Raw genomic sequence first — 16,173 nt, 5'->3', positions numbered from 1 at the left:
TAGACTGATAAAATAACTGAAAACAGGTACATTTAAAGCTTATTTGGGTATCTTTACACTATGGCGAGAGAAAATATACATCAGTCCCTTGAAGTATTTTATGAAAAAGTGGAGGAGTGCCCTTTGCGTGACAGGCAGTTCAATTTTTTCGAACTGGTCTATGTGATTTCCGGTGTGGGAAACCATACGGTGAACGGAAACAGTTTTCCGTATTCGTCCGGTGACTTATTTTTGATCACTCCCAATGACTGCCATGGATTTGATCTGGAAGGAACCTGCGAATTTATGGTCATCCGTTTCGGAGAAAGCTATGTCAGGGAATATCAGTGGAAAAGCATAGATCATATTGAATGCCTTTTGTATTATGCATCCCATCTTTCAGGCTCTGTCATTGTCCATCATGATGACGGGAAGATGGTGGGTTTGCTGGTAGAGAATCTGAAGCAGGCAACAGAGCATGAAGCGATGTACAGTGAGGATCTGATCAGGCATTTGGTGAATGCCGTTATTGTTATTGCTGCAAGAAACATGGCCATCATTAGGTCGCAGGAGATTTCCTCCAATTCTGATCTCAGGATATTACAGATATTGGATTATATACAGGAGTATATTTACCAGCCGGAACAGCTGAAGATTGTCGTTATCGCAGAAAGGTTCGGTTTGTCTCCTACCTATTTGGGCAGCTATTTCCGCAAACAGTGCAATGAATCCATACAGCATTATATCTCTTCACACAGAATCAGGTTGATAGAACACCGGTTACGTTTCAGTGACAAAAGAGTTCATGAGATCGCCGATGAGTTCGGGTTTGCCGATGAAAGCCATATCAATAAGTTTTTTAAGCGGCATAATGGGGTGAGTTTAAGAGGGTACAGGGATTCTTGCAGGAAAGAAAAGAATAGTTTGAGCAGCTAGGAGTTATGTATAAAGAATCTATGCTTTTTAGGGTTTTTATTATGTGTTAACAGTTTGAAAAAGGGGAAGTCTTCAAAAAGGGAAAGTCTTCATATACAGGATGATTTACTTCTATTAACTCCGATAAATTAGGAGGAAAAAGAAAATTTTGTTTGGGATTGTAATCTTTAAAGACTACTTTTGAATTAGTTAACACACAGCAAATTAATCAATTTGCAACTATTAGGAAAGCTTTTCGCTTTCCTTTTTTTTATTACAAAAAATTGGCTGCCTCACTTTTGAGACAGCCTCTTTTTGTTATTATTACTTCACCACACGAAAGGATTCGTGTGGGAGCGGGGTTTATTATTTCACTTCTAAAACTGTAACTTCAAAAGCAAGCTTATAAATAATATTATTTTTTAATGCTAGTTCTTGTATTTTATAAACTGTAGCTTCTTCGTTAATGAATCCTTCTTTTATATCAGTTAATAACTCTTCCAATGTTACTTTATATAAATTAGCTTCATTATGAGATAAAAAATTTATTATCTCATTCAGAGCATTATTATAATCTTCCAATTCGTAATAGGCTAAATATTTTATTTGGGAAGCATATTCATTTTTATGATCTTTTTGTAACAATCTATCAGCTGTATCAATTGCCAAATAATATTCTTCTATATTATAAAAACAATTTGATAAAAATAATAATCTAAAATTTTCAGACTTTAAAGGTAGATCTTCCAATTTATTTAAAATATTAATGGCTGATTCATATTGATCGTTATCCATCAAATCTTTGGCTTTATGCAATTCTGTAATCATATTTTATGAATATATTCTATAATAATCATTAACTGGTGGTTTAGGCGTTGACTTCTTTGGAGTAGAAGTTGGCAAAACAGGACGTGGTTTAGGAATATTAAAATTGTCTTTTTTAATTGGTGTTGGAGTTATTTTAACATCAAACTCATCTGTATTACTAAGATCAATTCTCCTTAAAGCATTTTTCAGGTTTTGTTGAGACTTTTTTGTTGATTGTATAGCATTTTGTTTTGATCCTTGAGGTGCACTCTTTTTTAAATTCTCTTGAGCTTTATTTATTCCATCCATTTTATCCTTAGCTCTTTCAACCTTATTTTGGTATCGAACTCTTTCATTAGATATTTGAGAACCTTCAGAAGTCTTAGATAAAGACTCTGATGCCTTTCCTGCTGTTTCTCCTGTCTTTGTGGTTACTTCTATAACAGGGCTAGGTCTTACATTCGATCCGCCTTCAAGTAAAGGCATAAACCTCATTAAGCCACCAAAAAAAGGACCGCAACATTGCTCAGAACTTCTGTCATCGCCACCACCATCAACAACATCCTCTGGTTCCATTCCGGTTGGATCATTATTTCGGATAGGATTATTAAAAGCATACGAATAAGGAGACCATTCCGGCATTTTTTCTGCGAAAGGATCTATTTGAGGTGTACGCCCAATATCTGCCATGTAGAATCTTGCTCCATAATCATACATACCGGTCTCCTGCAATTCCTTGCCGTTGTACTTATAGCTTAAATATCCGCCTAAAAGACTTTTACCATGGCCTATATGATTCATGCCAAAAGGATTCGTGCGGGACCAAGGGTCCTTAAGCAAACTAAGCTGCAAAGTATTTTATTTTACTATCTCTCCACCATGTTTAAATTTTATAAAAAATGAATTCTCACGGATTGTTATTATCTTTCTTATTGGCTCTCCTTTATCTATTTTCTTCAAGATTGAAGTCGTGTTTTCTGGATAAGAGAAATATTCATCAGCTTCAAATATTAAAGGATAAAATTTACCTTCTAAAAACAAAACTCTATTGGTATTTTCTACCCAAAATTTACTTTCTCCCACCACATGGTTATTTAGGTAAATAATGTAATTTCCTGATTCATCATTACCCAATACAAATGAAGTTTTCTCGGGCTCTTTTATTGTTTTAAGTTTTTCTAAAATTTTTACTCGAACATCAAAAGGTAAAAAATATGTAATTTTTGAACCCCCCTTTTGGGCAAAACAACTAATGGTGCATAAGCCCAAAAATAATATTTGCAAAATCTTTTTCATTATGGTTTCTTTTGTTTATCTATAAAGTTTCTCAATGCATCGTGTCCCATATTAAAACCTGTTGTTGTCCCTACATTATTGGTTTGCACGCCACTTCCTGTCGCTCTATGGATAGCATTACCCCCTTTCTGCGTTCCAGTCCAAGAATCAATAGAATATATAGTTGTATTTAAGCTTTTAGCAGAATTGACATCCTTGGTAGAAGTTCCAATGTCATTTATCATACCCGGAGCTGTTACTGTATTATGGGTATGAGCCCCACCTAGTAAAATCATTTTAGAATTATCAACCGTTTGTTTTATAACATTTCCACTTTTATCTTCTATTTTACCACTGCTAAATGTTGCTTCTCCATCGATTCCATCCGCACCCCTTACCGAAGTTACTTGTGCTGTGGGAATATCTCCTCCTTTTACATCTAATCCTAAATATAACTGCCTTTCTTTTGTTTGGTCGGCAATAGTTTCATTATTAGCACTATTTATATCACTGCTAACCTGGGTAGTATTTACTGTCACTATCGAACTACTTTTTTGTAAAGCCGCAGTGGCATCTGCTGATAGAGAACCTCCTTTTTCAGACGTAATACTATTCCAATCTCTTTTGTATATTACTCTCGTATTTGTGGTTTTGGCTCCATCGCTTCCTAAATATCGTCCATTAGTATCAAGATAATCATCAGGAGGGAGAGGCATCCTTCCATCCGGGTCAATAAATCGCATTGGATTATTAAATGCATATGTATAAGGACTCCATCTTCTGGAAGTTTCAGCAAGCGGGTCAATCACGCCCCAACGCCCAATATCTGCCATATACATTCTCGCTCCATAATCATACATACCAGTTTCCTGTAATTCCTTACCGTTGTACTTGTACTGATAAGCATTCTGTGTAGTAGCCGTATAATTATGCAGTAATCCAAAAGGATAATAATTATTGACTTCTACAATCTCTCCGGGCTTCCATCCATCAATACAGTTAGGGACATCCCATGGACTTTGTGGAGTTTCACACTCCTGCCAGAAGTATTGTCTCGGCTGAATAACCCATCTTTATTACTATCCGAATAACTCAGTCTGACATTTCCCAAATGATCCGTGAAATTGTAAATAAACTATTGTTTCAAAATAATATATAGCTGTACTATAGTCCTGTTTTCACATACAAAAAATAGAAATTTTCATAATACAAAACCACTGGTAAATAACAGTGGTTTTTGTTATTATTACTTCACCACACGAAAGGATTCGTGTGGGAGCGGGGATAGTTACTATTAATAGACATCTAAAAGCTTTACTGTGAGATATTCTATATATTTTTTTTTAATAGGAAGCTGGTCTTTTACTCTTTTATTGTAATAAAGATAAGGTGTAACGAATTCGCATTTCTTTATATTATTTGAATATAATCTAAAATAAATATAAGAGCTTCCCTCATTTTCATTTATGGAATTCTTAGTGGAACATTCATATTCAAATAAATTTTCTAACAACTTATCTTTTACATTCAATTGTTTTCTGACTAAATTATAAGTTTTACTTTGATTTGTAAAATCTATCACCTCTTTATACCAATAAAAGTTAAAAGAGAAGTCCAATTTAGTAATTAACAAATATTCTTTTCCAATATTATAAATTAAAAAAGTGGTTTGATCTTCTTTAGTCTTTATATTTTGAAGAAATGTGTTGTTTTTTATCTGTTGAGTAGAATCATTATTAGTTTGAGCTTTAATAATTGACACCCAAACCAATAAAGCTATTGTTAAAAGTTTATAAATCATAATTTATTATTTATATTCAGGTAAAGCACTTGCATTTGAAATTGTTGTTTTAGGACCATGATCTGTACCATCTCTTTGAATCGTTGTATGACCCATTACCCTTAAAATTAAATTCTCTAATTTAACAGCATCTTGATGCTGGTTAACATCACCTCTTCCAGTCATAAGAGATCTTCCATGTCCAAGAACTTCGTGTCCTGTAGTTCCCTCTCTACCAATTGGACTAGCAACATAATTACCGTTTTGATCCTTGTAATCAGATGCTCCCGAAATACCACTTACAATTAATGAAAATGTACCTTTTTTTGTTTTTCCCGTTACTGAACCTCCACCTGCAGCATATATGCTTGCAGGAATACCCCCAAACTTCTCTTGCATTTTGTCTTTATTTAGATATGAAGGAATCCCAAAAGCCTCAACTGCTTTGCTAGAAACATTATCTTTTTCGCCTACATATTCCACTAAATGTTCATCTTTAGAGTTGATTGTATTTGCCACAGTTTCCATAAGAGTTTTGTCATCTGCCGAAAGGTCTGAATTTGATAATGCATTTTTTAATTTAGTTTCATCAATTTGGTTGAAGGTTTTACCCTTAATACTTATTAATGTTCTAAAATTATCAAATCTTTTGTCTGCAAAAACTTTATTGATATCTTCTTGAGCTTTTTTTGCATCTTCCTTAGTTGACCCGATAATATGCTTTCCATTAGGATCAACAAACATTATAGGGTTATTAGCAGCATAATTGTAAGGAGATTTTTGGAAATATAAAAAAGCCAGCGGATCAATCACGCCCCAACGCCCAATATCCGGCATATACATTCTTGCGCCGTAATCATACATACCCGTCTCCTGCAATTCTTTCCCGTTGTATTTGTACTGATAAGCATTCTGTGTAGTAGCCGTATAATTATGCAGTAATCCAAAAGGGTAATAATTATTGACTTCTACAATCTCTCCGGGCTTCCATCCATCAATACAGTTAGGGACATCCCATGGACTTTGTGGAGTTTCACACTCCTGCCAGAAGTATTGTCTCGGCTGAATAAACCCATCTTTATTACTATCCGAATAACTCAGTCTGACATTTCCCAAATGATCCGTGAAATTGTAAATATACTGATTGATAACTGTATCAAAATACCCCTCCGATGTTGGGATAATTCTTAATTTAATCACTGCGACTTCATTAGGGTCTACAACCACCAGGCCTCCAGAGTTTCCTTCCGATGGTTTTGTAGATTTATACTGAAATCCATCCAGATAATCTGTTTCTATATCTTTAAAGAGCTTCTTTACTTTTATCCCGTCTGCACGGTAGGTATACTTCGTTACTGCCGAATTTTGGATCACCTGTTGCGGTAAATTTAAATAATTATATTGGATTGAAGAAATCCCTTTATCCGGATGACTGATCATATTACCATTCCCATCTCCCGTATCATTATCATAACCAATTACACCAGGAGTAGCAACATATGGATAGCCTGAAGTGTTCTGCTGCTCATCAGTAACTCTGATCAATTTATTACCTGTATAGTCATATCTCAAGTTGTCAATGGCTAAGGCAGTTGTATTTCCTGCCGGTAATCCTGCTGACCTTTTTAATCTTGTAATATTCCCATTAAAGTCGTATTCCAGTTTTTCAAAATATTCTTTTGCAGATTCATTGCCTGCTTTCTGGTAAAATCCTGCGGAAAGTCTGTTTAGAGAATCATAGGTATAACCATATCTTTTTAAAGCTTCGTTTTCTTCTGTACGCGTTTTCCAGGATACCTCCGCGATATTTCCATTGTATCTAGGTTTCACTTTCAGATCAGGGTAATCGGCATTGGGAACCTCTAATCCTTCTACTTGATTGTAATTGATTTTATAGCCAAACAAATCATTACCCAGGTTAACAGGATCATTAATCTGAGTCATCCAGCCCCTGATATTATATTTGTAATCTACAGTCTGAAGGGCAGATCCTAAAGATACTCCTCCCACTTTCTTAGATTCCAGCTGGGAAAGCTCATTGTACTTGTTCTGAGCAAGAATTTCTTCGGGATTACTGTCTACCTGATGTTTATGCACCAATAGTCTGTTCTGATGGTCATAAATGAAATTTTCCGTGATTACTCTTTCAGTGTCTGTTTTCAACCTTTTATGTCTTGTGATAACAGTCTGGACTCGTACGGCAGTGAGGGGGAAGAAATTATATTAAGGTTAAACAATTCCTGAAGTATTAAAAAATTAAAGCAGAAGCTCTTCAAATACTTTTCATGATGGATCAATAGCAAACACTAGATCTGAAAATATACAATGTACATTTAATCAACTAGAGAAAATAGTTGAACTATAAGTAATAATAACAAACCACTGCAATTGCAGTGGTTTGTTATTATTACTTAACCATACGAAAGGATTCGTACGGCGGCGAGGTAGCTACTATTAATAGACATTTAAACAGCTTATTCTCCATGAGTATATTTAATTACTTTCTTTGTTCTTATGTTTATTTCTGCATAAGCAACACCTCCTATTGTTGGTTTGGGAAATGTTCCATGAACTATCCAAATTGTATCATTTTTCTGTTCTGCAACAAAAGGTTTTTGCTTATTTACTGCTGATTTCCCGTAAACTTCTTTCCATTTATTTTCTGCTATGGCAATAGCAACTTCTTTATCAGTAATATGATCCTTACTATTATAAGACACTCTTTTTTCACAACCAAAGAGTAAGATAAGTAATATAAAAATATAATATTTCATTTTAATATAAATTATTGATGATTAGGTAATTTGGTTCGATTTATTAATGGATTTTGTTCTTTTCTTTTGTTCATATCGTCTATTGACTTTAATCCTCCATCTAAAACAGGCTTGGGACGATCAACAGGAATGGGTTCTAAATTAGGAAACGGTTTTGGTTTTGGTCTGTAATCTCCGGATGAAGGATTAGGATTTAATATTGGATCTATATTATTTGTTCGAGGTGTCTGATTATTTGGATCACTGGGCATATCGGTTCTTAATGTTTTTTCTGTTCCAGAACTTAAATCATAATATTTTAGTGAGCCTTCTGGTGTAACAAGAAAAGCATCTAAACCTAAAGCTCTTGAGTAACCTTTATCACCATCCTCACCAAAAAAATTTTGATCGTTGTAATTTCCTGCATTACCATAATCATCATTGCCGTGAGTATGAATCCAAGCTGTTGGAGTTGATCCTTTAGGGGCCTTTCCGCTTACACCTTGCGGCACTCCGTGAGCTTCTCCTTTTTCAGGTGTATTATATGCATAATATTTTTTATCATCAACAACTCGTACGTAAATCAATGCTGCATATTCTCGTTTTTGAAGGATAGATTTCCCATTATATTGTTGACCAAAATTTGCAGCAGCTTTTTCTCTGGTATTAAATAATACGTGAGGTTCTAACCCTTCTAACTCTCTTGCATCAATTACTCTATTCCCACTAAACACATATGGAGCCCACATGTTATATTTTTCAGCAAGCGGATCAATATTAAAAAATCTTCCCATTGCAGGATCATAATTTCTCCATTTAAAAGAACTCCAACCTGTTTCCTGCTGTTTTTCCTGCCCCTGAAAACCGTATTTGTAGCTTGGCAGCTGGGAATTTGCCCCCTGAAAACCTTCATACTCCATTCCAAAAGGGTAGTAATGGGTTTCTCTGTCTATTACTGCTTCATTGTTGCTTCCTTTATAATAAGCAAGCCTTATATTCCCTACATGATCTTCATAGTTATAGATATATCTTTATTTATGAAAATCCCGTATCACTAATTTTGATACACGAGGAATGATCTTCAATCATTTAGGATCGTTTTTAGTCACTAAAATAAGCAAGAGCAGGATAGCCCACCCTCGCTATTTCAATTTTAGAATTGATTTTCTATAAGTTAATTATATAAACTATCCAATCAATAACTTTCGAACATTACTCTGATTACCACCTACCATATCTCATTATTGACAAACATACAAACCTCTGACATATTCGGAAAAATACAATTTGTGACCTGAAGGAAGAATAAAATCGTCCACACCCATCATGTAAGTATTTCCATCATTTTGATGAGGAATAGTAATTCGAAACATCATAATATTGTATTTTTTACCCTTATATATTTTTACACCATTATCACAAGTATCTTTTTTATAAGAAAAGAAGTAATCTATCTTTCTTGTCTTCAAATTTTTAAATTTAAAAACATAAGATTTTTCAAATTCAATTATTTTTTTAATTCTTACTTCATTTTCTTGTTGAGCATAAAGAAATGAAGTTAAAATGAGCATCAGAATAAACATTATTTTTTTCATTTTATTATTTTTAATTTCTTATTCTTACGTCTTTTGCCGTTGCAACAGGAACTTTAGTAACGCTTGTCACCGTCTTTCTCCTATGTGGTTCTCCATTGCTTTTAATTAGCGGTGTTGTTTTTGTTACATTGATATAACTCGTCACTGTTCCAAATTTAGTACCTCCGATAATCACATCCACCGAGTCTGTGGTCTGTGATATGGTATAATTTTTATGCGAAGGATCTAATTTGTTTGCTGCATTATGTGCATCAAGATATGGCTTTTCACTCAAATCCCCTCCAATTCCAAACCCAGGTGCTCCGGGATTATTTTTTCCAGCGATATAAGACTCAAGTATTTCATGTAACACTGTTCCTCCTTTAGGCCTTCCAATAGCATTTTCAATTATTTCTGCTTGATTAGGATTCATAATTTGATTTGTTTGAACAATACCATTATCATCTATTTCACTTCCACCAAAAGCCCCCCCGAAAAGCGGTGTATTATCAATACTATTTGCACTTGTTGCGTCTAAATTAACCATAACAGAAGAATCAACTGTTGCTTCCAATAATTTTAGTTCAGCCGCTGTTGCTGTCGCACCATTTTTAATACTTGCAGTAACTTTTCCTTTTGAATTCATTTGTAAATCAAGATTGCCTGCTTTTGCTTGAAGTTGTTCAAATGCTTTATCTTTAAGATTCCCTGACATTATAACATCATAATTTTGCATGCCATCTGGGTCAATAAATCGAATAGGATTGTTATACGCATAAGTATATGTACTCCATCTTCTTGAAGTTTCCGCTAACGGATCTACAACTCCCCATCTTCCCAGGTCAGCCATATACATTCTTGCTCCATAGTCATTCCACCCTGTTTCCTTTTGCTTTTCTTTCCCATTGTACCCATAAGTATAGCTTTGTAATTGAGTATTTACTCCCTGAAAACCTTCATACTCCATCCCAAAAGGGTAGTAATTCGTTTCCCGGTCTATGATAGCCTCATTATTGCTTCCGCGGTAATACGCCAGCCTGATGTTGCCTACATGATCTTGGTAATGATAAATATACCTTTTTTTCTGAAAATCGTAATATCCTTCTGCTGTTGGGAAAAACTGAAGCAGGGGAGGCATCCCTCCGGGTTCCTGTTCATACTGAAACCCATCCAGATAATCGGTATTCTTGGTCAGGATCATTCCTGTTTGCGGAACAACATAGGTAAATGCTTTCTTCAGCTTGATTCCATCTGCCCGGTAGACGAACTGCAATTTATCTTTACCGCCAAACAGGACCGTTTGCGGAAGATTCAGATAATTATACCCGATCTTCTTAATCCCCTTATCGATATGATTGGTCATATTCCCGTTCAGGTCATAGCTCATCATATTTCCCCATCCGGAATAACCGGAACTGTTGCCGCTGTTATCGATGACCAGCTTCAGCCTGTTGCCTTCGTACAGTTTGTATTTCAGGTCATCAATCAGGATCGGGATATTGTTCAGCGCCTGAAACCTTTTCAGTGTCTGGATATTGCCGTTCAGATCATAGGTCAGCAACTCGCTGTATCCGTCATTTACCGGTAGGGTTGCAGTGGGTTCGCGGTAAGAAGCCTCTTTCAGTCTGTTCAATGCGTCATACTTATACGCGTATCTTCTGAGAAAATTTCCGGTGGAAGTTCTCCAGTCAAATTCAGAAATGTTGCCGTTGTATTTGGCGGGCGCATCCACAGCATGTTCCGGGTTTTCATATTTCAGCGCATAGCCAAAAAGCTTATCGCCCAGATCCGCAGGATTATTCACTTTCGTGAGCCACCCCCTGATGTTGTACTGATAATCTACAGACTGCAGGGGAGTTCCCGAAGTATTTCCCGTCTTCTTATTCACCAGCTGTCCGATCTCATTATAGGTATTGTCAGCAAGGAGTTCCTGAGGAAGCTGGTCTACCTTATGGTAATGTTTCAGAAGCCTGTTCTGGTGGTCGTAGGTAAAGTTTTCGGTAATTACTTTTTCAGGATCAGAAGCCAGTCTTTTATGCCTGGTGACCACAGTTTGCGCAATACCCGCAAAGTCAAGTTTAGATTCCGTTTGGGTACAGCCACCCAGATGATTAATAGAATAGGTGCCCACCACACGTCCTCTCGTATCGTAATAGGTGTAATTCCTGGTCCAGCTGTTGTCTTCAATATTCTTGATGAAGCTCATCACCGGAAGTCCTTTGGTGCTTTTCCCATCGGATACATTTCCCGTAAGAACAGGCTCTCCCAGGATGGCAGATGGAAAAGGAGGATTGAATGCATACCCCTGAGGATAGGTGTCGTAATAGTTCACAGACAAAAGAGTATCCACACTGAAATACACATTCGTGTAATACAGTGTAATTCCATTTCTTACAATCCCTGTCTGATCGCGTGCATCATAAATAATGAGGTTAGCGATCTGATTCTGCAGATTACTCCTGCTGCTGCTATCTTTTAGTGTTCCTGTATAAGCTACTCTTCCAAACTGGTCATATTTAGTCATATGCCAGGTACCTGAAAGCCTCATATTGGCATCCTGAGTAAGAATCAGCCTGTCTGCTTTATCATACACCATATATTCCCAGCCTTTACCGGGAAGTTTTTTTTCTACAGGACGGTTTCTGCCGTCGTAGCGGTATTCATAGGCCAGATTATCCTGATCTGTCTGGTTCCAGCTGTGGATTTTAGACAGTAGAGGCGGGACAATGAAGGCCAGCTGATCGTACTCATTGTATACATAATACGTATCTGCATTTTCCGAAGCACTGACCACTTTTCTCAGCAGGATCAGCTTGCCTCTACCATTGGTGAACTCAATGGTTTTGTTTCCGTCTTCATCGGTAACTGTATTTTTATACAGCTGTCCGTCCAGATAGATTCCATTATTGGAAGGAATGCTTTTAGTGGCTCCGTTTTCCCATGTGGTAGAGGTAGAGAACTTCTTGACCGCATCCGCTGTGGTAACCGCATCATAGCCAAAAGCCACAGGTTTATCATTCCAGGCATTTCCAACCTGTTTTTGTGAAAGGATTCTATCCAATGGAGAGTTCTCCAGTACTTTTTCGGAGAAGATCTTTTCTGAACCATAGATTGCAGAAGCATTTCCCAAAGGAAAACCGTAGATGCTTCCATTTTGCGTTCCCGCCTGAGGAATGGGAAGGAACTCTTTGGTCTGTCTTCCAAATCCATCATATTCGATGTGAGTAACCACATCTTTTCCAAGCGGAGAAGCTTTTACATTCACCACCTGTTTTGGTCTTCCCAAACCATCGAAATACTCAACGGTTTCAGCTGTTTTTGTGGGCTGTCCCGATGCATCATAATCGAGATAGGTTTTAGCTTGGATGTAATTTTCTGTTGGAGTCTGTGCATTAAGGGTTACAGCATTCAGAAAAAAGAGAATAAGCCCTACATTTAGGATTAATTGATTTTTCATAATGGGTGTTTTTATAATTTAAAATACTAACTGAACTGTTTTCTCAATGAGATTTACTTTACTGTTTTGTTCTCTTATTTTCACCTGAGAATTTGTACATATTGCGGGATGTAAAAACAATATGCATACATCATTTTTTGTCATCATAATTGAGCTTTTATTTAAATAATCTAGTACTTATTTCCACTTCATTATCCTAAGTGAAAAACATTATTAAAGTCAAGTTTCAAGATGAAATACTTTCATCAAAAACAATAGTATTGTCAGGTTCATTCATTTTTATAATGATTTGGATTTAAATACATCTTGTTGTATCTCAGTGTGAAAGGGTTAAAATGTTCAGTTATTGTGAAGAGAGAAGCATTCTGGAAAATTCAGAATAAGGTAAAACAGATCTAGCGTCTCCTGAACTCATGTTTTTGTGGTAGAATTTGTTATGCACATGTACACATATGGCGAGGTGTACGGGTAGGGTACCGGGGTATTTTCTTTCATAGACATTTGGTTTTAAGCTGTTCAATTAGAAACAGGTTCCTGCTCACAGAAGAGGGATTCACTGAATAGGAACCTTTGTTTTTATGATAACAAATGAAAGTAAATATTATTTCAATAGATGGTGACTTTGATTATGGATTCTATAACTCTGGTTATAATTTCATGATGAGTTAAAACTACGTGGACCACGTTCAGAATCTGCAGATAATTTTCAAGCTGTTGAAAATCAGAAGCTATAGAACGATTTCTCCAGAAGATTGATTGATTTTGTATAATCTAAGCTCTTTTTTGCTAAACAATCGCGTGGTAAATAGATATTAAAAGGCAAAAAAATAGTGTTTTGAACTTTATTTTAATATTTTATTTGTTTAAAATAGCCTATAAATACTAAGTTATCAGAATGTTATCATGTGTGAATTCAATATTGTGTGAAATAAAATTGAATGGTATGTTATTTTTTTCTATTTTCATTATTGTAAATCAGTACGATAAAAACTTTAACCATAAAAACGAAATACATGAAAAATTTTCTCCAAAATGAGATGATAATACAAGGATATTCATGATTATCCTATTACTCTGCCTATTCCTATAGAAATATCAATTCATCTTTCCTGCTTACCACCTGTTATCAGAAGAATACTTCTTAATAATGAAAAGGTTGGGATTGGAATATGTAAAACGATTTTCTATACAACCTATGGCACAGAACTTAAAAAAAATGAAGCGGGGTAGGGAATTGGACAACACTGACAGACATAAATTCTTCTTTTTAGTCGATTTCTGCGGCGTGTTGATTTGATCCTCCATTCATCAGAACGTTCTAACCCAATACTATAAATCAACAGAATCTCAATGTGAAATTAAAAAACGATAAAAACCATGAACACACTTGAACTGCTTAACAAACAATTTAATTACCCGTTCCCGACCTTAAAGAATCCTAATGCAGACCAGCTGCAGGAGATTACGGAAAATCAGTGGATCGACGGAGAGTATCTGTGGCTGTACGAACAGAATCCGGATCTCCGCAAAAAGTACAAGAAAACCAAAACGGCCCATATTGCCGCCCAATGGTTTCCTACAGCATCACCTGAACGGTTTAAACCCATCTGCAGACTGATGCTGTGGACGCTCTACAATGATGACCTGTATGAGGAAAGTGTATCGGGTGACATTAAAAACATTCATGCTCAGTCGATAGCCGTTCTGAATGGAGAAATAAGCGCAGCAGAATCTACAATACCTTTAGCTTCTATGCTTGCTTCACTCAGACAGGAGCTGCTTGAGTTTATTCCTCAGGAATCGATCGCCAGATTTACAAAAATGATCAGCAGGTATTTTACCGGGCTGGAAACCGAACTCATCTACAAAGAGAAAAAAATGTTTCCCACCATCGCAGAATGTATTGCACTGAGAGAGAATTCTATCTGTCTGTATCCTTTCCTGCAGCTTACAGAAGTGGAAACAGGGATCGTTCTGCCGCCTGAAATTCATGAACATCCTGTGATCTGCCGTCTGCAGACATTGGCCTGTCATCTCGTTACCTACTTCAACGAAGTACAGTCTGTAGTAAAAGATGAAGCGACCGACAGTGTTTACTACAATATTGTAAAGGTCATTCAGCACGAACGCCAGATCTCTCTGGAAGATGCCTGCCTCAAAGATCTGCGCCTTCACAATGAAGACCTTAAAGAATTTGTAGCCCTTCAGGCCTCTCTGCCTGATTTCGGGATCTGGCAGGATGCGGTGGTCAACTGGGTACATTATATGAGTATGGTACTCAGCGGGTGGAAGAATATCTCAACCAAACTGGGCCGTTACAACGCGATGGATTTTCCGGAAGCCAAAGAGCTGAAAGAAAAACTGAATCAGATGTAATATCTGTTAACACTTTTAACCGATTAATAAAAATAAAATTATGAGAGAAGAATTAATTGTTCCTAAATGCTATTACCCCTGGCCCACCGTGAACAGCCCTATTGCCAATGCCTTTGATGATGAAGAAAAGGATTGGTACGACAATGACTATACATTCATTTCCGAAGAAGGAATCAAACGATGTAAACCCCAGTTCCTGTCCCGCGTCGCCACGTACATGAACCCTACCTGTGACAGCATAGAACGCATGCGTCCCTGTGCCAGACTGATGATCTATATCACGCTTTTTGATGATTATTTCGGGATGACTCCTGCTAAAGAACTGAGAGAAATGGCAGACCGGGTCTATGAAGTAATGATGGGGGAGGATCCCCGTCCGGATGAGATTGGTATTCTCCGGCAGATGGCACAGGCAAGAAAAGAATGGGAAACATTCATGCCGCGTTTCTGGATAGACAGAGTAGCCATCAATTTTTATGAATTTATCATCTATGGTATGCTGGAAGAAATTCCTTTTAAACAAGCTGAAAAAAGAACTTATCCTTTACTTCCGCACTATCTCAGTTTCAGGAAATATTCTATCGGGATGTGGCCTTACGGCGATCTGATTGATCCTGCTACAAACTCGCCATTACCCGTTCATATTTACAATCATCCTATTTTACAGCGCTGCAGAGAACTGCTTTCTCTTATTATTGTGATTCAGAACGATTTTGCCTCTCTGAAAAAAGAGCTTGAAATAGAAAGTGAAAGCCTGAATATCATCTTTATTTTAAGCCATCACTATGATCTTTCCTATCAGGAAGCCTGTACAGAAGCGATGAGACTGCATGATGCCTATGGACAGGAGCTGAATGATCTGCATCAGTCTCTCCCGGATTTTGGCGATTTTCAGGATCTGGCATATGATCATGTCTATCATATCAAACTCCAGATCAGCGGCTGTGCCAACTGGTATTATAATTCCGGTACCAACCGCTATGAACCCAAAGGTTTTATTGTACCACAGTATGGAAGGGAAGGGGATGACATCCTTATTCCGCACAGTATTTTTGTACAGAAATAACTGCTCTTCTCTTTTAATAACCCTTTGTGATTGATCGATTAGATGTTATCCGATTATTTAAATCAACAGAATACCTATCAGAAATCAATAGGCAACAACACCATGAAAACACCTGAACTGCCCAGCAATTATTTAGACGTTCTGGGCATTAGTATAAGCTATCCTATCATTAACAAACTTAAACCTTCAGC

The 16,173-nt window shown here is 36.7% G+C and carries 13 protein-coding genes; 3 read left to right on the top strand and 10 right to left on the bottom strand.

Going from position 1 to position 16,173, the window contains the following annotated elements; all coding sequences use genetic code 11:
- Positions 1 to 60 precede the first annotated feature (60 nt).
- Positions 61 to 915 (top strand): AraC family transcriptional regulator, encoded by an 855-nt coding sequence (locus IW16_RS23430; RefSeq protein WP_034750503.1) that lies wholly within the window; start codon positions 61 to 63, stop codon positions 913 to 915.
- A gap of 345 nt (positions 916 to 1,260) precedes the next feature.
- Here the strand turns inward: IW16_RS23430 and IW16_RS23425 are convergent, their stop codons facing one another.
- From IW16_RS23425 to IW16_RS23380, 10 genes are all read right to left on the bottom strand, one after another.
- Positions 1,261 to 1,722, bottom strand: coding sequence for an outer membrane protein assembly factor BamD (locus IW16_RS23425; protein WP_034750500.1), 462 nt, complete (start codon positions 1,720 to 1,722; stop codon positions 1,261 to 1,263).
- Positions 1,723 to 1,725: 3 nt separating this feature from the next.
- Positions 1,726 to 2,502: an RHS repeat domain-containing protein gene (locus IW16_RS23420; protein ID WP_034750497.1), complete on the bottom strand. Its 777-nt coding sequence runs from the start codon at positions 2,500 to 2,502 to the stop codon at positions 1,726 to 1,728.
- A gap of 57 nt (positions 2,503 to 2,559) precedes the next feature.
- Positions 2,560 to 2,997 (bottom strand): hypothetical protein, encoded by a 438-nt coding sequence (locus tag IW16_RS23415; RefSeq protein ID WP_034750495.1) that lies wholly within the window; start codon positions 2,995 to 2,997, stop codon positions 2,560 to 2,562.
- Positions 2,997 to 3,911 carry an RHS repeat-associated core domain-containing protein gene (locus tag IW16_RS27245; protein WP_394332464.1) on the bottom strand — a complete coding sequence of 305 codons (915 nt, stop codon included), beginning with the start codon at positions 3,909 to 3,911 and terminating at the stop codon, positions 2,997 to 2,999. The genes IW16_RS23415 and IW16_RS27245 overlap by 1 nt, the downstream gene beginning before the upstream one ends.
- A 359-nt stretch (positions 3,912 to 4,270) precedes the next feature.
- A complete protein-coding gene (locus IW16_RS23405; protein WP_034750489.1) occupies positions 4,271 to 4,777 on the bottom strand; it encodes a hypothetical protein in 507 nt (168 codons plus the stop codon).
- Positions 4,778 to 4,783: 6 nt separating this feature from the next.
- On the bottom strand, positions 4,784 to 6,919 hold the full coding sequence (locus tag IW16_RS23400) for an RHS repeat domain-containing protein (RefSeq protein WP_051890674.1): 2,136 nt from the start codon (positions 6,917 to 6,919) through the stop codon (positions 4,784 to 4,786).
- A 311-nt stretch (positions 6,920 to 7,230) separates the two neighbouring features.
- A complete protein-coding gene (locus IW16_RS23395; RefSeq protein ID WP_034750486.1) occupies positions 7,231 to 7,530 on the bottom strand; it encodes an NTF2 fold immunity protein in 300 nt (99 codons plus the stop codon).
- An 11-nt stretch (positions 7,531 to 7,541) separates the two neighbouring features.
- Entirely contained in the window at positions 7,542 to 8,462 is a 921-nt protein-coding gene (locus IW16_RS25960; protein WP_262485523.1) for a DUF4329 domain-containing protein, read from the bottom strand.
- A gap of 288 nt (positions 8,463 to 8,750) precedes the next feature.
- Positions 8,751 to 9,104, bottom strand: a complete 354-nt coding sequence (locus IW16_RS23385) for a hypothetical protein (protein ID WP_034730306.1) — start codon at positions 9,102 to 9,104, stop codon at positions 8,751 to 8,753.
- Positions 9,105 to 9,114: 10 nt separating this feature from the next.
- Entirely contained in the window at positions 9,115 to 12,540 is a 3,426-nt protein-coding gene (locus tag IW16_RS23380; RefSeq protein ID WP_051890669.1) for a DUF6443 domain-containing protein, read from the bottom strand.
- Between the two features lie 1,377 nt (positions 12,541 to 13,917).
- Between IW16_RS23380 and IW16_RS23375 the strand changes: the two genes are divergently transcribed.
- Both IW16_RS23375 and IW16_RS23370 read left to right on the top strand, forming a co-directional pair.
- On the top strand, positions 13,918 to 14,916 hold the full coding sequence (locus IW16_RS23375; protein ID WP_034750482.1) for a terpene synthase family protein: 999 nt from the start codon (positions 13,918 to 13,920) through the stop codon (positions 14,914 to 14,916).
- Positions 14,917 to 14,956: 40 nt separating this feature from the next.
- Complete coding sequence (locus IW16_RS23370) at positions 14,957 to 15,982, top strand: terpene synthase family protein (protein WP_034750480.1); 1,026 nt, start codon at positions 14,957 to 14,959, stop codon at positions 15,980 to 15,982.
- Positions 15,983 to 16,173 lie beyond the last annotated feature (191 nt).

The sequence above is a fragment of the Chryseobacterium vrystaatense genome, assembly GCF_000737765.1.
GTDB classification, from domain to species: Bacteria; Bacteroidota; Bacteroidia; order Flavobacteriales; family Weeksellaceae; genus Chryseobacterium; species Chryseobacterium vrystaatense.
This window is presented reverse-complemented; position numbering and strand designations above follow the sequence as displayed.